Here is a 21,237-nt window from a genome sequence, read left to right on the forward strand (position 1 = left end):
TTCAACTTCTGTCGATGGTTAAGGCATTTATTCTTTTGAAAAAATAAAATCAGAGAATCATTAATCCATAAAAGTTTATTTACTTTTTAAAGCCATTACCTCTTCTGCACTGGCATAAGCACCGCCGTCTGTAATAGCAGATGAATGGAAATATTGGGCTTTTGTATATTGCCTGATTTCTTCTATATTGCTTGAGCGAAGGCCGCCGCCCACGAGGATTTCGATTCTGCTGGCTGATAATTCCACCAGCTTTTTCAGGTTTTCTTTTCCTTCCGAGACGTTGGCTTCCTGGCCGGACGTGAGAATGGTTTTGAATCCACAGTCGATTACTTTTTCCAATGAAGTTTCGAGGTCCTTCGCTCTGTCAAATGCGCGGTGAAAGGTACACGGATAAGGTTCTGCCAGTTTTACCAACTCTCTATTCTGCTCAACATTTACCTCATCGTTCTCATCTAAAATTCCGAAAACAAAGCCGTCGACATTTAAAGATTTTAATTGAATTAAATCCGATTTCATCTTTTCAAATTCTTCGTTCGAATACGTAAAATCTCCACCGCGCGGACGGATCATTACAAACATTGGAATCGTGATTCTTTCATGCAGCTGTTTTACCGTTTCAAAATCCGGCGTCGTTCCGCCTTCGCTCAGTCCGTCGCACAACTCGATGCGGTCGGCTCCGTTTTCAAAGGCGGTAATTGCGGATTCAGGGTTGAAGCAGGCTATTTCTATTTTTGACATGGAATGGTTTACAATTTAAGGTTCAAAATTCAAAGTTTATTTCAAAGCGAAGCCGGGTTTTTCCAGACGGTTTCCTTTCTGGTCGTGCACGGCGAAGCTGAATCCGTCCTGGATGCAGTAGGAGCCGTATTCCCCTTTTTTGTTAAGGGCAATAAAGCCTACCTGGATGTCCTTCAGGTTTTTATTTCTTCTTTTGGTAATCTGTACAATCCGTTCCACCGCTTCTCTGCAGGCCTGTTCCGGCGTTTTACCCTGCCGCATCAGCTCTACTACCAAATGGGTTCCCACCATCCTGATGACTTCTTCGCCGTGGCCGGTTGCCGTAGCGGCACCCACTTCATTATCGACAAACAGACCAGCTCCGATAATCGGGGAATCACCTACCCTGCCGTGCATCTTAAAAGCCATTCCGCTCGTGGTACAGGCTCCGGAAAGATTTCCCTGCGCATCCAGGGCGATCATCCCGATGGTATCATGGTTTTCGATGTTAACGATAGGCCTATATTTACTGTCCTTCAGCCATTCTTTCCATTCTTTTTCAGATTCGGGAGTTAAAAGATTTTCTTTCTTAAATCCCTGAGAAACGGCAAACTGTAAAGCCCCGTTGCCGACGAGCATGACGTGTGGGGTCTTTTCCATCACCGCCCGGGCCACGGAAATCGGATTTTTGATATTTTCCAGGCAGGCAACCGAGCCGATGTTGTAGTTTTCGTCCATAATACAGGCATCCAATGTTACCCTTCCGTCTCTGTCTGGCCGCCCACCGTAGCCTACGCTTCTTTCCGTAGGGTCATCTTCCACAAGGCGGACTCCTTTTTCGACGGAATCCAATGCTCTTCCTCCTTTGCCTAAGATTTTCCAGGCTTCCTCATTGGCCCGAAGACCGAAATCCCAGGTAGAAAGCACAATCGGTTTGTTTATGGTTCTGCTGTTACTTACAGGCACATCTTTAGCGATCAGATCCAAAGGATTCAATAACAAAGCGGATGATGCGATAGCGGTATTTTTTATAAATTTTCTGCGTGAAGACATGAGGGTTTAAAGTTTTGGGTTTAAGGTTTAAAGTTTTAAGTTCGAGGTTTAAGGTTTTTGGTGAGATAATCATTTTGAACATTGAACTTTGAATTTATCAGTTCGCTCCGATTTCGTCTACGAATAGCCAGGCTTTGGAATCGGCACCGGGATTTCCGGCAGGAATGATTCCTGCATTCTCTATTTTAATTTTTAAGTATTTTGCATTTTGATTTCCGACCGGCATGCTGATTTTCCCTTTGGCGGAAAGGATTTCTTCTTTCCCAATTTCTTTGATCATCTTGAAATCGGTTCCGTTATCAGAGACGAATACCCGGGCTGATTTTGCCAGGTGGATCCAGCTGCCTTTGTTGTCTAATGTGTTGAAATAAACTTCTGAAAACGGCGTTTTCTGCCCGAAATCAATCGTAGCCACTACATCTTTTCCCTGGAAGCCCAGCCAGGTTTTGCCCAATTGCCTCTGGTTCCCGATAATTCCGTCCACCAGCGTAAAAGCACCTCCGAAAGAATAATTTTCGCTCGGCTGCTGCTCCAGCGTAATTTTTTTGCCCGTGGTTTTTGAAACGGTAAAATCCTGTGAGGAAACCGCGCTTTTCAGCTGTCCGCTTTCAAAGTAGGCCGATTTTATAGTCTGAGATTTCTGAACGGGAACCGGGTTGGTGTAAGTCTGTGAATTTGCCTGAGGCGCTGTCCCGTCTGTTGTATAGCGGATTCCTGACGGGTTTTGTGAAGTTGAAAGTTCATAAGCAACCCCAGTGTTGGCTGGTATCACCTTTCCATTGATATTGTAAATGCTTTTTGCGTAGTTTACGCCCATTTTATCCAATGTTTTGAACTCATTGATTACGCGGCCTTCAAATTCTTTGTAATTTTTAGGATCTGAAGTTCCCCAGGCCACTTCGGAAAGAGCCAGCAATCTTGGAAAAATCATGTACTGTACCTGTCTGAAATCCAAGATATATTCGGTCCAGAGGTTGGCCTGAACACCTAAAATGTATTTTGACTGCGCTGCATTCAGCTCTTCAGGAACCGGTTGATAAGAATAGACTTTATCCAGCGGGGTAAATCCTCCGAAAGCATTGGGTTCGGTAGCCGGATCGCCCTGATAATGGTCGAAATAGCAATAAGCCCCGGGAGTCATAACGGCAAAATGCCCGGTCCTGGCCGCTTCCACACCGCCTTTAATGCCGGTCCAGCTCATTACGGCTGCATTCGGAGCCAGTCCGCCTTCCAGGATTTCATCCCAGCCGATAATTTTCCGGCCTTTTGAGTTGACGTATTTTTCGATCCTCTGGATAAAATAGCTTTGCAAGCCATGTTCATCCTTCAGATTATTTTTTTTGATCAGTTCCTGGCAATGGGCACATTCTTTCCATCTCGTTTTCGGGCATTCGTCGCCTCCGATGTGGATGTACTGCGAAGGGAAAAGCTGCATCACCTCATTCAGAACATTTTCCAGAAAGGTAAAAGTCTCTTCCTTCGGACAGAATACATCATCGAAAACGCCCCATTTGGTCGCCGGCTCAAAAGGCCCTTTTGTGCAGGCGAGTTCCGGATAAGCGGATAAGGCTGCCAAAGCATGACCCGGCATTTCAATTTCGGGAACTACGGTAATGTGTCTTTCCTGCGCATATTTTACAACGTCCCTGATCTGCTCCTGAGTATAAAAATAAGGTCCGTACGGTTTTCCGTCAAATGTATTGTCGACATAAGCTCCGATCATGGATTCTTTGCGTTTTGAGCCGACCTGGGTAAGTTTCGGATATTTTTTGATTTCAATTCTCCATCCCTGGTCATCGGTTAAATGCCAGTGAAAGGTATTCAGCTTATACATGGCCAGATAATCGATGTACTGTTTCACTTCGTCAACGGTGAAAAAATGCCGGCAGACATCCAGGTGCATTCCCCGCCAGGCAAACTTCGGTTCATCTTCAATTTTCATTGCCGGAATTTTCCCTGAATCCTTATACTGTCTGAACAACTGGATTAAGGTCTGCAACGCCAGAAAATACCCTTGTTTCGTATTCGATGCAATGACAATCTGCCGGGGAGAAATTTCGATGGCGTATTTTTCTTTCTTCTTACGATCTTCTCCGGACTGACCGGAAAAAAGAACATGGACCAGATGAGCAGTATCTTTGCTGCCCTTCCCGAATTTCAGCAGGTCTTCAGTCTGCTTTTTAAAATATCCGGTTTCCTGCTGCGGAAGACCGGGATCAAGCTTAAAATTTTCAGGGATGGTAAATTCGCCTTTCAGCAGTTCCACTTTCTGAGGATAAGGAATCAAATTCAATCGGTTCTGGGTGAAAAACAGGCTCGAAAGCAAGACCGAAAATACGAGTAATAAACGCTGCATCTGATGGGTTTAAAATTAGGCGAATATACTTATTTTCTGAAAATTTACGGATCCATTTAACCTATTATAAATCAAAATATCTAATTTTATAGAAAATTAAGATGATGAGAAAAACATTTTTACTTGCCGGCACCCTTTTACTTTCAGTTTCTTCACAGGCACAGATCTTCGACGCCATTAAAACGGCGGTGAAAGACAAAACAGGCATTGACCTGAACCAGCCTAAAACGACCACGACTAACCCCTATCCTGCTGCTTCGGGATCTGCCAATGCTTCGGTGAATCTGGGAAGCCTCAGCTCCTTACAGATTTCATCCGGGCTGAAAGAAGCGTTAAGCCTGGGTGTGAATGAAGGCGTAAAAAAACTGGGCGTGACCGATGGATTCTTTCGAAACGAAGCTGTAAAAATCCTGATGCCTGAAAAGCTGAGAAAAATTGATGCGACCCTGCGTTCCGTCGGGCTGGGAAGTTTAGCCGACCAGGGCGTTAAGCTGCTTAACCGTGCTGCGGAAGATGCCGTAACGGAAGCCGCCCCGATTTTTACCAATGCCATTACTTCAATGACGATTACCGATGCCAAAAACATTCTTTTGGGAAGCGATAATGCGGCAACCAATTACCTTCAAGGGAAAACCCAGAGCCAGCTTTTCGCAGCCTTTCAGCCGAAAGTAAAAGCTTCTTTAGGGAAAGTAGGCGCCGATAAAGTGTGGTCTAACCTGATTTCGAAGTACAATACTTTCACCGGACAATCGGTAACCACCGACCTGAATGCCTATGTAACGACCGAAACCATCAATGGGGTCTTCAAAATGGTTGCGGAAAAAGAAAGCGGTATCCGGAATACGCCTGCGATGAGAACGACCAGCATCCTGAAAAAGGTTTTCGGAGCACAGGACGGACGTTGATTTTATGTCCTGAATGGTGAAATTTTAGATTAGTTAAAAAGTTGTGTATACAGATTTATATCCGTTTAAATTTTTACGTTTTATCAAATTCCAAACTCACTGAGAATCTTCTTTCAAAAGAATCAAGCGAAAGTCGGGCGTTGTTTTTTTCACTTAAAATAGCCGAGATCCAAAGTCCTAGGCCGAAGCCGTCTTTATGGAAGGTATCACGCAGGAACTGGCCTTTCAGCTTTTCGGGATTTTCGATGGTCTGGCTGATGGCATTGGAAATCACAAGGCCTTTTTTCTCATGCTGGAAAATTTTGATGTCAATTACCGTATCGGGTTTGGTATATTTCACGGCATTCGACAGCAGATTTTTAATGATAACTTCCACCTGGTTTCTGTCGGCAGTTACTGTAAAATCGCCGTCTACCGGTGAAAATTCAATTCTGAACCGCTGTTGGTTAAGAGTCACCTGTTTCATAAAGCCTTCCGAAAGTTCCAGAACCATTTCGGCCAGCTCTATTTCAGATTTGTTGGTCCGCAGGTTTCCGGATTCGATCTGGCTCATCCACAGGAAATTATCTACCAATGCCTGCATGCGTTTTACTTCCTGCTCCTGGTTATCCAACAGTTTTCGGGTATCTGTATCAGGCGATCCTCCGTTGAAAACCTGTAACTCGGTAAGCATATTGCTGAGGGGCGTCCGCAATTCGTGGGAAGCCATCGTAAAGAAAGTTGTCTGCTGTTTTACCTGCTCATCAATCCGCATCAGCATCCGGTTCAGTGCATCAGTAAGATGGTAAAATTCGTCTCTGGTCTGCGGTTGAGAAAGCAGGGTGATGTGTTCCAAATCTACCTTGTTGGCATTATGGATGATCCGGCGGAGCGGTCTGAGAAAAAAACCGGAAAGCAGATAACCACCCAGAAAAGAGACTAAAAATGCAACCGGAAGATAGATGTACAGCAATCTCCGCAATTTCTGAATCCCGGAATGGTAGCTCTCTGCCGACAGTGCAAAATCCACCGAAATACGGCCGCCGTTTTCGGGATATTTTTTTACGGAAATCATCCGCCATTTTTCTTTATTATTGACATCTTTCGGAAGATTACTGATCAGCTGGGTTTGCTTCACGTTATTGTCGTACATAATCCTGTAAAATTCTCCACTTTTGGGTAACGGAACAGAGATCGGATCGATGTCGGTTTTCTGAAGAACAGTATTGGCCGCAGACGATAGCTGTAGTGAGAAACTCCGGTCGAGTTCTGTCTTGGCATTTTTATACAGTGAATAGACGATGAAGCTGACGCAGAGAAAAAGCAGCGAATTGAACAGCAGCCCGAAACGAAACCGCAAGCCCTGATAAAAAAAAGAGGTCGGCTGGCTTTTCATACGTTATTGTTTTTCACCTTTCAGCATATAATATAGCCCGCTCCTATCACTGTTTTGATAAGCTGTTTTTCAAATCCTTTGTCAATTTTTTTCCTGAGCTGGTGCATGTAGACTTCAACGATATTGCTTTCAGGATCGAAGCTGATATTCCAGGCATTTTCCAGAATCTGGTTTTTTGTGAGGACAAGATTGGCATTTCTTACAAGATATTCCAGCAGTACAAACTCTTTGGACGTCAGTTCTATTTCGGTATTTCCCCTCTTCACTTTCCGGGAAGGAATATCGATCTCAAGATCCTCAATATTGATTTTCTGCTGGCCATTGGAGCCTGAAAAACGGCTTACAGTACGGATTCTGGCGAGCAGTTCTTCCCATTCAAAAGGTTTTCTGATGTAATCCACGGCCCCGAGATCCAGCCCCTGCACCACCTGTTTGGAATCTGCAATCGCACTGATAATGATTACCGGTGTTTCCGCACCGAAAGTCTTCAGATTCTTAAGAAAGTCAAAACCATTAATTCCCGGCAGCATCAGATCCAGAAGAATCAGGTCAAAATCATTTTTGATCGCCATTTCCAGTGCTTCCGCCCCATCATTACAGACTTCTGTCTGATGGCCTGCCTGCGAAAGTCCCTGCTGTATAAAGCCAGCCAGTTTCTTTTCGTCTTCAGCAATTAGTACCTTCATAATCAGTGTATTTTATAGACAATACTGTCAATTTTAATGTCCTTCATCTTCACCGGCGGAAACCGGAAGGTATTGATCGTACCGTCCTTTTTATCACGTTCCAAAGCGGTGACTTCTACCTGCTTAGTCTTCATCAATAATGGTGCTAATGTCCGGCTTTCTTCAGGATTCAGCATGACTGTCTTGTTGCCGATTACAAATCCGGCTGTGTCATTTTTACTGTTTCTGACCCATCCGGAAATTTCTCCTGTAATCCGTATTTCTCTTCCGGGATTGGGTTTTGGAGGCAGAATACCCTGTGTATCGAAAATCTTTTTCCCATCTTCTGAAGAAATGGAGATCAGCTCATTGCCACGTTTTCTCCAGGAGGTTTTGAGGTGAACATAAGCATTAATTTTTGCAATTTCCAGAATAGGTTTGGCCAGATGAGGCGGAAAATGAATTTCAGATTTCTGTTTTCCCTGATTCAGGATGATCTTATCGATATTGCTTTCAGGATTGGTTTCATAGCCTGCCACTCTGCCATTCAACAGCATGGGTTTTTCAATTTCCGAAGGCGGAACGGGCGGTGGTAATGGCGGTTTCTTCCCACAACCGGAAAGGCAGAAAACGGCTGAAAAAATAAAAGTTATTTTCGATAGATAATATGTTGTATGTTTAAAAACCATTGTGTTATAATCAAAAACCTGAGCAAATTACAAAAATCTGCCCAAGTTTTACTGGTGTTTCAATTACCTGTTAAAGTGAATATTCTTTACCGTTTACGCTGATGGTTTTAGCGCGTACGATGTCGAATTTTCTCTCTGCCACTTCACCGGAATTGTCCGGCTTTTTGAAGCCTGTGAAAGAGATTTTCGTCCCTTTTACCAATGACTGTCCCAACTGCTGATAGATGTGAGGCGGCATTTTGAGTAGGGTATTATCAACAAAGATACCAACTACGGCGTCGCCCTCCTTATTTTTCTGCAGGTCTGTAATGGTTCCGCTTTCGCTTACAGAAACTTCCTGAGGCGGCGCCTGAGGAGCAGCCGGTGGTGTATCTTCAACTGTTTTTCCATTGGCTGTAATGCTGTTTATATGAAACGACTTTTCGCCATTGGGCGCCACGTCCTCAAAACCTTTGATGCTGATCTGGCTTCCCTGCTTGGCAAGTGCCGTAATCTGACTTCCCAGATGCGGCGGAAATTTTACGAGAACTGATCCTCCGTTGCTGTTGAGATAAAATCCGTCATACACAAAATCATCATTGGTTTTCAGTTTGGAAACGGTGCCGGAGATCGTGGTGATTTCTTTGAGTGCTTGGGGTCCCGGTTTTTCCATTCCCGGACGAGGATCTTTCGGGGGAACCGGAGTCTGAGCGTTTACCACTACAGCAGTCATTAAAAATACAGCGGCCGCTATTTTTTTTCCTTGGTCTAAAACATTGTTGTTCATCTTATTAAATTTTAAATTATACATTTTGATTGATTTTCTGAAACAAATGTATCATGACTTTATTAAGATGATATGAGGATGAAATTAATTTTTTTTAATGTTCAAGAAAATATTTTAAAAATTTTCTGAGAAATCAATTTATTCAAGGTTTTTTTAATTTCTTCAGTATTTGCCCAAGCTGTTCTTGACCTACGCTTATTCCAGAATTTCGTTATGAACTGGGTGGACAGAACAAAGGCTGTCTCAAGAGAAACAGCCTTTAATTATATAGTTATTGTTCGTAGTTACAAAAGCTGAAAGCCAATAGCCAGAAGCCCTCTAAAACTGCATTTCAGGAACTTCACCGTCGATAATTAGGTCGGCTTCCGTAGATTTTACGATGTGTTCTACAGAAACGCCCGGTGCTCTTTCAACAAGTTTGAAACCTGCCGGCGTAACATCCAATACGGCTAATTCGGTGACTACCCTTTTTACACAGTTTACACCGGTTAGAGGGAGTGTACATTTTTTAAGGATTTTGCTTTCTCCTGCTTTGTTAACGTGCATCATGGCGACGATAATATTTTCGGCAGAAGCAACAAGATCCATCGCACCACCCATTCCTTTTACCATTTTGCCCGGGATCTTCCAGTTGGCAATATCTCCGTTTTCCGCCACTTCCATCGCTCCGAGAATCGTCAGATCCACCTTCTGGGCACGGATCATCCCAAAACTAAAGGCGGAATCGAAGAAGGAACCTCCGTCGAGAATTGTGATCGTCTGCTTTCCGGCGTTGATGATGTCCGCATCTTCTTCCCCTTCAAAAGGAAACGGCCCCATTCCCAAAACCCCGTTTTCACTCTGGAATTCCACGGAGAGGTTGTCCGGTACGTAGTTCGCCACCAATGTAGGGATTCCGATTCCCAGGTTTACATAATATCCGTCTTTTACTTCTCTGGAAATTCTCTGTGCAATTTGTTCTTTAGTCAGCATAGCTTAATCTTATCCCGCCAAATTAGCCATTTTTTCAGAATTACGAAATATTTTCTTTCTTATCCTATGGTAAATTTTAGTGCTCAATTTGTTGTAAATTTGTAAACCTTTTAATAAGCTCATGAAAGTTCTCTTACATTACCTGAAACCTTATCGTTTCCTGATCATCATATCCCTTTTCTTAGCCGCTGTAAACCAGGTTTTTTCGCTGTTTGCTCCTGCTATTACGGGAAACATCCTGGATAAACTGGTTACCCATCCCAATTTTTTTGATAAGGAAAAAACCATTCCCAGAAACCTGAATGAATACCTGTATGGAAATGATATTTACCACGGAGTATTTTATTTTTTGGGCCTCTTGGTGGGCACTGCGATGATAAGCCGTATTGCTAAAGCCTTCCAGGATTATGTAGTGAATGTAATTATCCAGAAGTTCGGCGCTAAAATTTTCACCGACGGATTAAGACACTCCATGCGGCTGCCCTATCAGGAGTTTGAGGACCAGCGGAGCGGAGAAACACTTTCGATTTTAACGAAGGTCCGTGAAGATACCGTGAAATTCATCAATAATTTCATCAATATCTTTTTCGGGATTTTGGTGAGCATTATTTTCGTTTCGGTGTATGCGATCCGCCTGCACTGGTCGATTATGCCGGTGTATGTCGTGGGCATTATTTTTATTGCCGTTGTTACCAATCTGTTAAGCAGGAGGATTAAAACCATCCAGAAAAGCATTGTAAAGGAAACAACCGATCTGGCAGGAAGCACCACGGAAAGCCTCAGGAATATTGAGATTGTCAAAAGTTTAGGGCTTACGAACCAGGAAGTGGAGCGGCTGAACAACAATACCTATAAAATCCTGAGTCTGGAGCTGAGAAAAGTAAAAAGCATCCGGTCTTTGAGTTTTGTTCAGGGTACTTTGGTGAACTTTTTACAGCAGATGATCACCTTTACCCTTTTGCTGCTGATTTTTAAAAACGTGGTTACTCCCGGCCAATATCTGTCGCTAATGTTTTACGGGTTCTTTATTTTCGGGCCGATGCAGGAGATCGGGAATATCATTATTTCCTACCGTGAAGCGCAGGCTTCGCTGAATAATTTCGACCGCGTGATGAAAAAAGAAGTGGAGCCCAAACCTTTGACTCCAAAAAAAATCGGTGCCATCGAAGAACTGGAATTCCGGAAGGTTTCATTTCAGCATCAGACGGCTCAGTATAAAGCACTCAATTCGATCTCATTTGATGTGAAGAACGGAGAAACCATTGCTTTTGTGGGACCGAGCGGTTCCGGAAAAAGTACACTGGTAAAGCTGCTTGTAGGTTTGTACCGGCCACAGGAAGGCGCTATTTTTTACAACCAGGTGGATGGTAAAGAGTTCGATTTTGATGAACTGAGAAACCAGATCGGATTTGTAACACAGGATACCCAGCTTTTTGCCGGAACCATCAAAGAAAACCTTTTGTTTGTGAATCCGTCGGCTACCGAAGAAGATTTAAAGATGGCTTTAAAGAAATCCAGTTGTACGACTCTTCTGGAGCGTGCCGAAAACGGTATTGAAACGGTAATTGGAGAAGGCGGACTGAAGCTGAGCGGCGGGGAAAAACAACGGATTGCCATTGCCCGTGCTTTATTAAGGAAACCGCACCTGCTGATCTTTGATGAAGCCACTTCTGCGCTGGACAGCATTACCGAAGAAGAAATTACGACAACCATTAAAGAGATTTCGAAAGAAAAAGAACAAATTACGGTGCTTATTGCCCACCGTTTAAGCACCATCATGCATGCCGACCGGATTTATGTGCTGGAACGCGGGCAGATTGTGGAAACCGGTTCGCACCTCGGCCTCATCGAAGAGAAAGGGCTGTATTATGCGATGTGGAGGCAGCAGATTGGGGAAAGGAAGACGATGGGAGTTTAGGTGATGGAAGATGGGTGATGGGTGATGGATGCGGGATGTTTACATGATTGAAAACAATAAAGTGGAGGGTGAATGTAATTTTTTGCATTCTGAAGCATTTTTATTTCTAAAAATTCATATCTATTTTCAAACCACCTGCTGCTCTACAAGGTTGGAAATACGCAAAGACGCAATAAGATTTTTACGATCTGGCAGTAAAAGGCGCAACGATTTTATCTTTGATAAAAATTGTCCACCTGTTAATCTTTGTAGATCTTTATTTGAGCAGAAGTTTTAAACGGTACGAAAATTCGGCTGAGTTGAATTCCTCGTATCTTTACTAATTCCCTTTTCCCGAGACTTTTCGGCTTTGCGTTTTTCACAACACATTACCATATTGCTTACATTTATGTTCTAAAAAACAAAAACCGTGAAGGCTCACGGTTTTATATTTTAATCTCTTTTTCTTACTGTTCTCTGTTCGATTCTTTTTTCAAATTTTTCACCCTGGAAAATCCGCTGGATCATAATGCCCGGAATATGAATCTGATTCGGGTCCAGTTCGCCCGGCTCTACCAACTCCTCTACTTCGACAATGGTGATCTTTCCGGCTCCGGCCATCGGATGGTTGAAGTTTCTTGCGGATCCTTTGAAAACAAGGTTTCCGGCATGGTCGCCTTTCCAGGCTTTTACAATAGCGAAATCGGCTTCATAAGCAAATTCCAGGATGTGCGGTTTTCCTTTGAAATCTTTTACTTCCTTTCCTTCCGCCACTTCAGTCCCGAAACCTGCCGGTGTGTAAAAAGCAGGAATTCCCGCCTGTGCCGCCCTGCATTTTTCCGCCAGTGTTCCCTGAGGCGTCAGTTCCACTTCCAGTTCACCGGAAAGCATCTGTCTTTCAAACTCGGCATTTTCTCCTACATAAGATGAAATCATTTTCTTGATTTGTCTTTTATGAAGCAGCAGCCCCAGTCCGAAATCATCCACTCCGGCGTTGTTTGAAATGCAGGTAAGATCTTTTACATCACTTTCTACCAAAGCATTAATTGAATTTTCAGGAATTCCGCAAAGGCCGAAACCGCCCAGCATTAATGTCATCCCGTCTTTAATCCCTTCAATGGCTTCCTTTGCATTTTTTACTCTTTTGTCTATCATGAACTATCCGATTTTTCTATTGGCTAAATTTAATACTTTTTCTCATATACGGACGAATGGGAAATCATTTCATTGGAGAAGGGCAATTTTGTGGAATCTATAGCTGAAAAATAATTTGATTAAAGGTTGGAAGAGGGATGCTGGAGGCTGGAAGTTTTTTGGTCTACATGAAAACAAAATCAGATGCATGAAACCTTTTTTAGGCTTTCGGAATATTGAAGTGATCGTTTTGTTGGAAGGTCTTATGTAAAAATGAAGCCGTATGCCCTAGCCCGGATCGCAGCGGTTACCCCACAGCGGGGTTGGAGGGTTGGCGCGTTTTAGGGGTTTGGCGTCGACGTACGTTGGAGAAGGTTGGCGCGAGGAGTATGAGCGGAGAGCCGGATTAAGCTCCTGATAAAAAGAATTTTCAGCCGACCCAACGGTATTGTCGTTCCATGCTGTGATGATTCCATAAAAAACGTGGTCTGAATTTTGGTTGTGGTATGCTACACCAATTAAATTACATTATATGGAAACGAAAGACATTTCAAGAATTGCGTTAGGCGCATTTCTGATCACCGCGGGTATCGGGCACCTTACTTTTGCAAGAAAGGCCTTCCAGGCACAGGTTCCGGAATGGGTGCCGATGGATAAAGATGATACGGTTGTTTATTCCGGCTATGCAGAGATTGCTTTAGGAACAGCGATGATTGCCACTCCGAAAAAATATCGTAAAACAATGGGACGCGTGGTGGCCGGATTTTTTGCCGCCGTCTTCCCGGGAAATATTGCCCAATATAAAAACCGCAGGGATTCCTTCGGACTGAATACCGATAATGCAAGGCTCGGCAGGCTGTTTATGCAGGCTCCCCTGATTGCATGGGCGCTGAAATCGACAGACGAAGAATAATTTATAAAGATATAAAGCGGGAGATATTAAAGTTTCCCGCTTTTTGTTTGGGTTCTGTTATTTCATTTTATGATTACCTCTCTTTATTGGAAGATATTTCACTCACTGTACTCCACTAGATTTCAAGTCTTTACAATTAATTATTTAGAAATTGCGTTTTATTTTATTTCTATTAAAATTCAGCCATTAATTTGATTTACAATTGTTTGGTTTTTGAAGATTTCGTGATAATTTGTTTGGGAAATTAAAAAAATGTTTTGTACATTTGCAACCTGTTATTCAACCTCTGACGAAGTCCGTGTAAGTTGCTTAGCATTAACATTTTATTTATTTAATAATGGATTTATTAAAGTACGTACAAGACAAGTACATTACAAAAAAAGAATTCCCTGAATTCAAAGCGGGTGATACCATCACTGTGTATTACGAAATTAAAGAAGGACAAAAAACAAGAACGCAGTTCTTCAAAGGAACCGTTATCCAATTAAGAGGTACAGGTTCTACAAAAACTTTCACCATCAGAAAAATGTCTGGTGATGTAGGTGTAGAAAGAGTATTCCCGATCAACATGCCAGCTCTTCAAAAAATTGAAGTTGACAGAAGAGGTAGAGTTAGAAGATCAAGAATCTACTACTTCAGAGACCTTAGAGGTAAAAAAGCGAGAATTAAGGACGCTGCTTACAAGAAGAAATAATTCAGACAACAATTATACGAAAAGAGACCGTTTATTTTTAAGCGGTCTCTTTTCATTTGGTAAATGTATATGGTGAATGGTGAATTTTACTTCATAAGTGAATGGTGAATTTTACTTCATAAGTGAATGGTGAATTTTTTCTTTTTAGCTAAATGTGAGCGTGAATCTATTTTATAAAATCATACAAAGCTTTCCAGAATTGATCATATACTTCAATATGCGGAAGGTGGCCGACATTTTCAATTTCTACCAACTTGGAACCTGGAATCTGCTGTTGGGTTTTCTTTCCCAATTCCTGGTATTGTCCCATTCTTGGCTGTAGTTCTTTAGGCGCACGGTCCTTTCCAATGGCTGTTCTGTCTCTTGTCCCGATAATTAATAAGGTCGGCACTTTAATATTTTTAAATTCATAACATACCGGCTGATTGTAGATCATATCTGACGTTAATGCTGCATCCCAGGAGACTTTAGGATAATCCGGATGAAGGGTCCAACCTGCGATGAGATCCAGCCACGGCTGATATTCCGCTTTCCATTTGTTATCATAATAAAATTTCATCTGATAGTTTTTATATGATTCTGCCGTATTTTTCAGTTCCGACTGATAAGCCTGGTCAATCGTCTGGTATGATGCAAAGGCTTTATAATCTTCCAATCCAATCGGATTTTCCAAAATCAATTTTTCTACTTTTTCAGGATACAGTAAGACAAATCTCGTTGCTACCATTCCTCCCATGGAATGTCCCAAAACAATGGTTTTATCAATTTTCAGATCGTCCAGGATCGCTTTCGTATTAGCCGCCAGCTGGGAGAATGAGAACTGATAGCTTTGAGGCTTTGAAGATTTTCCGAATCCGATCTGGTCGGGAATTATAACCCTAAAACCTTTTTCAGAAAGGTCTCTGGCCGTTCTTTCCCAATAGGCCCCGTTAAAATTCTTGCCGTGAAGCAACATAATCGTTTTACCGTTAGCGACCTTCGGCTTTACATCCATGTAGGCCATTTTCAGGTCATTTTTTTGAGAGGTAAATTTCAGAAAGTGTACTTCAAACGGATATGGATAGTTCGTTAGCTCTGCATCTAAAGGCTTTATCTGTGCAAACACAGGATTAAAACTTATCGATAACATGATAGCGACAAAGGTATTCTTACAATATTTCATAATTTATTTTATCAGTTAAAATTAAAAAACCGTTCCAAAGAAACGGTTTACTTGTATTAATTGCCTGTTATGACCTTTCACTCAGCCGGCTCCCCTTTCTTGGAAGGTTCATAAGAACAATCGCAAAAAGAATCAGGGCTATGCCTACCCATTGAATAAAAATTACTTTTTCTCCCAAAAGAACAAAAGCCATGGTTACTGAAACCGGAAGTTCGAGAGAGGAAACAATGCTTCCTAATCCAAGACCCGCATTCGGAAATCCGATGTTAAATAGAATAGGCGGAATAATCGTGCCGAACAATGATAAAACAAGTCCATATGTCCAGAGAATAGAATATTTAAAAGGATGGATATGTGCTGTATTTTCAGTAAAATTAAGATAGAAAGATTTTAAACTTTCAAAATGCAAAGGACCGATCTGGGCAAAAAACAGAAATCCGAACACAATAACGGAACCACCGCAAAGCATAATGATGCTTTTTCTGAAAACCGGCAGATGGGTTGCTAAGGTATTGGATGTAAACATTGTGAGGGTGTAAGAAGCGGCCGCCATCAATCCCCAGAAAATCCCTTTCCAGTCAAGATCCAGATTTTCATGAAGTAAGTTTGTTGCTAAAACCGTTCCCAATAAAACAATTAGCACCGATACGATTTTCCGGGTATTTGGTAGTTTTTTAGTAAGAATACTCTCCACGACTACACTGAACCAAACCGATTGCATCAACAATACAATCGCAATCGAAACATTGATGTACTGCACGGCGATGTAATAAAACAAACTGGTACATCCCAACGAAGTTCCTGCCAACATTAAGTTTATGATCTCTTTAGGGGTTGGCGACGGTAACACTTTTTTAGAGGTAATGGTCTGGATAAAATTTAAAATTAAAAGTCCTATCAGACCCAATATAAACTGAGATGTCGTTACTTCCGAGGTGGTATACCCTTCCTGATAAGCGAGCTTTACAAAAGTTGCCAGCATTCCGTAGATACTTGCCCCTATTCCTACAAACAAAACCCCTTTCAGTATATTTTTCTTCTGCATAATTCATTTTTTAACAGCCTGCAAAGGTACAATTTATTCTGAAATCCGGAATATTAATAAAAAAGGAACGGCGCGAGCTCTGCTCGCGCCGTTCCTGAGATTTATAATAATAGAATTATTTTCTAACGATAACTTTTGAAGCGGCATCGATACCGATTCCTTTTACTTTTACCATATATGTTCCGTTGATCAATCGGTCAGTTGAGATGGACTTCTTCGCATCAGGAGAAATTTTATCTTCCGAAGACACTAATTTTCCTGACATGTCATAAATCTCCACGCTTACTTTTCCTAAAGTATTGCTAGGGAAATTAATGAAGAATTCATTCTTAGCAGGATTCGGATAAATTGAAATGTTATTTTTAACCGTTTTCACTTCGTCCGTAGCCAATATACAATCCGACGGAACTGAGAAGTCTTCAGTCTGGTCATTGATATTTGTTTTAGAACCTGCACTTGCATTTACTCCCAACCCTCTTTTAGCAAAAGCTCTCCAGATCATACATCGGTCTGCTCCTTGTGTTGTAGCCTGATCCGCTGCCAAAATAGCATCTCTACCTTCAACAAAAGTTGGATAACATGGCTGAAGTTTCAAAGCATCTGTTACCAATTGAAGTACTCTTGAGCTTCCGTTCGTAGTATTTACAGTTACATCAGAAGCATATCCATATTTAGCAACATACTGCCAGTGAATATCCCATAGCATCGTTGCCCATACAAATCCAATGGAGTGAACATCCGGAACAATCTGCCCGTTGGAATTTGTGTATTCCATGCCGTTGGTATCTGTGTAGGTATAATCATTGATTGTAAAGTCAGGAGAATATTTTGCTGGTCTAATCCCGCCTCCACTAGTTGATTGTCCTACCGCATATGTACCGATACCTCTTGGAACGGAAGCATTGTCTCCTGGTTTATTTGTCAGCATTAGGGCAAAAAAGTCTGACCATCCTTCTCCCATTTGCTCCTTATCTGCTGAAGAACTAAGACATCCAACATTAGTTCCAGTAAGACGGGTAGAAATTCCATGGCCATATTCATGAGTTACAATACCATTATCAAAGCTACCGTCTGGAGTAATGCTAGCAGCAGGATCATTCTTTAAAGTTACATTTACTGTAGTGCTGGCCAATTGATTTTTAATATATTCTCCTTCGGTATTTGTAATTAGAACGGAAGGAATTGTAATTGTAGAATCAGTCCCAGACATTCCGCCAATAGTATCACCATTAGCCGCATTGTTATAAATAATTACAGCATTGGCACCTGCATTTTGTGCATTTTTAACTTTCACAGTAAAATTGCACGTACCCCTTTCAACTAATCCGATTTTCCCGGTCAGTGAACCTGCAGGAATAGCAGTACAACCATCTAATACAGATGACAATTGAACATTTCCGGTTACTCCCGTAGCATTTAAAGGATTCCCAAATTGAGCCGTTCCTGCCGCCGGCTGACGTGGTACAGCTGAGCTTGGTGCATTATAGAAGAATACTCTATTTACTGTACTCCACATAAACATTTGCATTCTTGGTTTAGATCCATCTGATGGTGTAGAGAAGTTTGCATTATTTGTTCCGCCACCATCCTGTGCTTCAGCCTGTACATAATCATTTCCTACACCGCCTAATCCAAAATTAGTGTTCTGAAAATTTTTGGCAGCTGGAGTAAAGCCGAACTTATAGAAAATATCGTGTACCTTATTATTTATGTAAAATAAGTTCGTAATCGATGCATCCTGATTACTGAACTGATCTGCATTAATACTGAAAGGGTAATTAAAATTTCTGGAAGCTCCAGCGTCAGGAGAATATCCAGGAGTATTTCCCGCTACTGTATCTTCATACGCATAAACATTATTCCCTCTGGTTGTAGTATATCTTGTAGTACCGTCATAATGCCATCCTTCAGGAGATGATTGAAGAATCCACGGATTACTTACTACAGATCTCGATCCGAAAGTAGGCGCTTCAATAGGTAAAGGAAAAACATTATACGAAGCATTATCAGGAGCTAAGAAATAAAACGCCGTCTGCGAAGTTTTATTAAGAGGTCCTACGAATTCATTATGTGCATGAGCATGGTCATGTGAATATGCATCATCATGGAAATTACAAGATAAATTTAAATCCTGCTTGCGTAAGATTTCTCCATTAGAAGCATCAACAAGAATATTCCAATAACTTGCTGAGCCTGGTTCAGGAACGGAAAACTCATAAGCCAGTTTCAAATTTTCAGCATCTTCAACATATACCAGTCTTTGCTTCGCAAATTTCCCGTCTGCAGGATCAGCGTCGCTAAAACCAAGAACAGGATAATTTTCAATCTGCGATTTCTGAAGATTTTGTGCAATTTTCTTTAAAGCAACAGTTTTAGTTATAGAAACAACAGAAGGTGCAGCCGATTTATAATCTTTTAAAAAAGTATCTGTATAATAGATAATTTTATTATCTCTTACAAGTATTGTCCCTCCTGCATTGTATACAGGAAGCCCATTAAATGTCTGTTGAAATTTTACAACATTTCCATTTAATGATTGTGATTCATCTACATTATCAATGATAAAGTTAGCAAGATCAGACTTCTTATATTCTTTAATCTTGTTTTGAGAAATATAATCTTTAATTAATCTCTCGTTATCTTGTCCAAAAAGAACGGAAGGAAAGATTGCAGATACTGCAAATAAAAGGGGTAAAGCTACTTTTTTCATATACACTAATAAAGCCGCTAATCTACAAATAATTAACAACAAAATAACAATTTATTTAAAATTATTTAAAGATAATTCTACTTTAACATACTACTGTCTATTTTGATGAACTTACTGTTTTATTTTTCCCTATTTTATTGGTTATGGTACCTAACAACAATGAAAAAAGCCACTCTTTTCAGAGTGGCTCATATGGTAAAATGAAGTCAGGGATTATTTACCTTCTTCCATTTTTCTTTTTAATTCTGCTAATGCGTCGATATCTCCAAGAGTTGATCTCTCTTCGTTTGAAGATGAAGAAACATTGTTAGATCTGTTGTGAGAAGATTCTCTAGAGTTTTTCTTCTCTTCATCTCTGAAGATTCCTGTGTGAGAAACTACTACTCTCTTGAATTCTTTGTTGAATTCAATTACTTTGAAATCAGCTTCTTCTCCTTTTTTGATTTTAGATCCGTCTTCCTTCTCTAATAATCTTGAAGGGCAGAAAGCTTCAACCTCAGCATCTTCGAACTGTACGGAAGCACCTTTATCGTGTACTTCTACCGCTTTACCAGCGTGGATTGTTCCTTCAGCATATTTCGCTTCGAATGCATCCCAAGGGTTGTCAGTCAATTGCTTGTGACCTAGAGATAATCTTCTAGCCTGGATATCAAGCTCAAGAACGATAACATCTAGTTTATCACCAACTGCACAGAACTCAGACGGGTGCTTGATTTTCTTAGTCCAAGAAAGATCAGAAATGTAGATTAATCCGTCGATACCTTCTTCAAGTTCTACGAATACACCAAAGTTGGTGAAGTTTCTTACAGTTCCAACATGCTTAGATCCTACCGGATACTTCGCTTCGATATTTTCCCATGGATCTTTAGATAATTGCTTGATTCCTAAAGAAATTTTTCTTTCTTCTCTGTCTAAAGTTAATACTTCAGCTTCCACTTCATCACCAACTTTTACGAAATCACCTGCAGATCTTAAGTGTGTAGACCAAGACATTTCAGAAACGTGGATCAATCCTTCTACTCCTGGAGCAATTTCTACGAATGCACCATAGTCAGCAAGAACTACTACTTTTCCTTTTACTTTATCTCCAACTTTCATGTCAGCAGAAAGCGCATCCCAAGGGTGAGCTTCCAATTGCTTCATACCTAATTGGATTCTTGTTTTCTCATCATCAAAATCAAGGATAACAACTTTTACAGTCTGTCCGTCCTCAAGGATTTCAGATGGGTGGTTCACTCTAGACCAAGAAAGGTCGGTGATGTGGATCAATCCGTCTACACCTCCTAAGTCGATGAATACCCCGTAAGAAGTAATATTCTTAACAGTACCTTCAAGAACTTGTCCTTTCTCCAACTGAGCGATGATTTCTTTTTTCTGACCTTCGATATCTGCTTCGATCAATGCTTTGTGAGATACTACTACGTTTTTGAACTCAGGGTTGATTTTCACAACTTTGAACTCCATAGTTTTTCCTACGAACTGATCGTAATCTTTAATAGGCTTAACGTCGATCTGAGAACCAGGTAAGAATGCTTCGATTCCGTGTACGTCTACGATCATACCTCCTTTCGTTCTAGACTTCACAAAACCGTTAACGATTTCACCTGTTTCGTGAAGTTCGTTTACTTTATCCCAAGCTTTAAGCGTTCTTGCCTTTCTGTGAGATAACTGTAACTGACCGGTTTTGTCTTCTCTTCTGTCTACCATTACTTCTACCTCGTCTCCTACTTTAAGACCTTGGTTGTAACGGAATTCGTTAAGAGAAATAACACCTTCAGATTTGAAGTTGATGTCTACGATAGCTTCTTTATCAGTTAATCTTACTACTTTACCAATTAGAACGTCGTTATCGTCTAAGTTGTTTAAAGATCCGTTGTAGATTTCCTCAAGATCGCTTTTCTCTTTTCTAGCATCAGCATCAAGACCGGACTCGAAAGAATCCCAGTCAAATTGTTCAGGTGCTACGTTTTGATTTAATAATAATTCTGCTGAATTTGTCTCTTTTGACATAATTCTAATAAAATTTGTATTCCTTCTCTTTCAACGGTTTGAATAAATGTGAATTGAAAAATACGGAAGTAATTAATTGTGAGTTATTTACTTTTCAAACCTTTTCGCCACAAAAGTGGGTGCAAAGATATGAAATTTTAATGAGAATACCTAAAAATTATTAACCATCAGATC

Annotated in this window: 17 protein-coding genes; 4 read left to right on the forward strand and 13 right to left on the reverse strand. The window is 41.2% G+C overall.

From position 1 onward, the window contains the following. Nucleotides 1-75 precede the first annotated feature (75 nt). The 3 genes from QE422_RS15625 to QE422_RS15635 all read right to left on the reverse strand — a co-directional run bounded on the left by QE422_RS15625 (nt 76) and on the right by QE422_RS15635 (nt 4,126). Nucleotides 76-738: a copper homeostasis protein CutC gene (locus QE422_RS15625; RefSeq protein ID WP_307460357.1), complete on the reverse strand. Its 663-nt coding sequence runs from the start codon at nt 736-738 to the stop codon at nt 76-78. Between the two features lie 36 nt (nt 739-774). Continuing rightward, nucleotides 775-1,770, reverse strand: coding sequence for an isoaspartyl peptidase/L-asparaginase family protein (locus QE422_RS15630; RefSeq protein WP_307460359.1), 996 nt, complete (start codon nt 1,768-1,770; stop codon nt 775-777). A 97-nt stretch (nt 1,771-1,867) separates the two neighbouring features. Continuing rightward, on the reverse strand, nt 1,868-4,126 hold the full coding sequence (locus tag QE422_RS15635) for a beta-N-acetylhexosaminidase (protein WP_307460362.1): 2,259 nt from the start codon (nt 4,124-4,126) through the stop codon (nt 1,868-1,870). Between the two features lie 104 nt (nt 4,127-4,230). Between QE422_RS15635 and QE422_RS15640 the strand changes: the two genes are divergently transcribed. After that, entirely contained in the window at nt 4,231-5,031 is an 801-nt protein-coding gene (locus QE422_RS15640) for a DUF4197 domain-containing protein (protein ID WP_373463439.1), read from the forward strand. 73 nt (nt 5,032-5,104) lie between these two features. On the opposite strand, the gene QE422_RS15645 is transcribed toward QE422_RS15640, so the two are convergent. From QE422_RS15645 to QE422_RS15665, 5 genes are all read right to left on the reverse strand, one after another. Further along, nucleotides 5,105-6,406 (reverse strand): HAMP domain-containing sensor histidine kinase, encoded by a 1,302-nt coding sequence (locus QE422_RS15645; protein ID WP_307460366.1) that lies wholly within the window; start codon nt 6,404-6,406, stop codon nt 5,105-5,107. A gap of 20 nt (nt 6,407-6,426) precedes the next feature. Further along, nucleotides 6,427-7,092 (reverse strand): response regulator transcription factor, encoded by a 666-nt coding sequence (locus QE422_RS15650; protein ID WP_307460369.1) that lies wholly within the window; start codon nt 7,090-7,092, stop codon nt 6,427-6,429. 2 nt (nt 7,093-7,094) lie between these two features. Beyond that, nucleotides 7,095-7,628 carry a hypothetical protein gene (locus QE422_RS15655; RefSeq protein ID WP_307460370.1) on the reverse strand — a complete coding sequence of 178 codons (534 nt, stop codon included), beginning with the start codon at nt 7,626-7,628 and terminating at the stop codon, nt 7,095-7,097. Between the two features lie 202 nt (nt 7,629-7,830). Further along, nucleotides 7,831-8,550, reverse strand: coding sequence for a hypothetical protein (locus QE422_RS15660; RefSeq protein ID WP_307460372.1), 720 nt, complete (start codon nt 8,548-8,550; stop codon nt 7,831-7,833). A 294-nt stretch (nt 8,551-8,844) separates the two neighbouring features. Further along, the gene (locus tag QE422_RS15665) at nt 8,845-9,498 is read right to left on the reverse strand and encodes a CoA transferase subunit B (protein ID WP_307460375.1); all 654 of its coding nucleotides are present in this window, start codon (nt 9,496-9,498) and stop codon (nt 8,845-8,847) included. Nucleotides 9,499-9,619: 121 nt separating this feature from the next. On the opposite strand from QE422_RS15665, the gene QE422_RS15670 reads away from it, so the two are divergent. Then, nucleotides 9,620-11,416, forward strand: coding sequence for an ABC transporter ATP-binding protein (locus tag QE422_RS15670; RefSeq protein WP_307460378.1), 1,797 nt, complete (start codon nt 9,620-9,622; stop codon nt 11,414-11,416). Between the two features lie 432 nt (nt 11,417-11,848). On the opposite strand, the gene QE422_RS15675 is transcribed toward QE422_RS15670, so the two are convergent. Beyond that, nucleotides 11,849-12,550, reverse strand: coding sequence for a CoA transferase subunit A (locus QE422_RS15675; protein ID WP_307460382.1), 702 nt, complete (start codon nt 12,548-12,550; stop codon nt 11,849-11,851). A 511-nt stretch (nt 12,551-13,061) separates the two neighbouring features. On the opposite strand from QE422_RS15675, the gene QE422_RS15680 reads away from it, so the two are divergent. Together QE422_RS15680 and rplS are read left to right on the forward strand one after the other, a co-directional pair. After that, entirely contained in the window at nt 13,062-13,442 is a 381-nt protein-coding gene (locus QE422_RS15680; protein WP_307460385.1) for a hypothetical protein, read from the forward strand. A gap of 337 nt (nt 13,443-13,779) precedes the next feature. Further along, nucleotides 13,780-14,136 (forward strand): 50S ribosomal protein L19, encoded by a 357-nt coding sequence (gene rplS, locus QE422_RS15685; RefSeq protein ID WP_034709455.1) that lies wholly within the window; start codon nt 13,780-13,782, stop codon nt 14,134-14,136. Between the two features lie 166 nt (nt 14,137-14,302). Here the strand turns inward: rplS and QE422_RS15690 are convergent, their stop codons facing one another. The 4 genes from QE422_RS15690 to rpsA form a co-directional block, all read right to left on the reverse strand. Then, the gene (locus QE422_RS15690; RefSeq protein ID WP_307460401.1) at nt 14,303-15,298 is read right to left on the reverse strand and encodes an alpha/beta fold hydrolase; all 996 of its coding nucleotides are present in this window, start codon (nt 15,296-15,298) and stop codon (nt 14,303-14,305) included. Nucleotides 15,299-15,365: 67 nt separating this feature from the next. Then, complete coding sequence (locus QE422_RS15695; RefSeq protein WP_307460403.1) at nt 15,366-16,343, reverse strand: DMT family transporter; 978 nt, start codon at nt 16,341-16,343, stop codon at nt 15,366-15,368. Between the two features lie 115 nt (nt 16,344-16,458). Next, nucleotides 16,459-19,053 carry a T9SS-dependent M36 family metallopeptidase gene (locus QE422_RS15700; protein WP_307460405.1) on the reverse strand — a complete coding sequence of 865 codons (2,595 nt, stop codon included), beginning with the start codon at nt 19,051-19,053 and terminating at the stop codon, nt 16,459-16,461. A gap of 213 nt (nt 19,054-19,266) precedes the next feature. After that, entirely contained in the window at nt 19,267-21,063 is a 1,797-nt protein-coding gene (gene rpsA, locus QE422_RS15705) for a 30S ribosomal protein S1 (RefSeq protein ID WP_307460408.1), read from the reverse strand. Between the last annotated feature and the right edge of the window lie 174 nt (nt 21,064-21,237).

Source organism: Chryseobacterium sp. SORGH_AS_0447, from assembly GCF_030818695.1.
Taxonomy (GTDB): Bacteria; Bacteroidota; Bacteroidia; order Flavobacteriales; family Weeksellaceae; genus Chryseobacterium.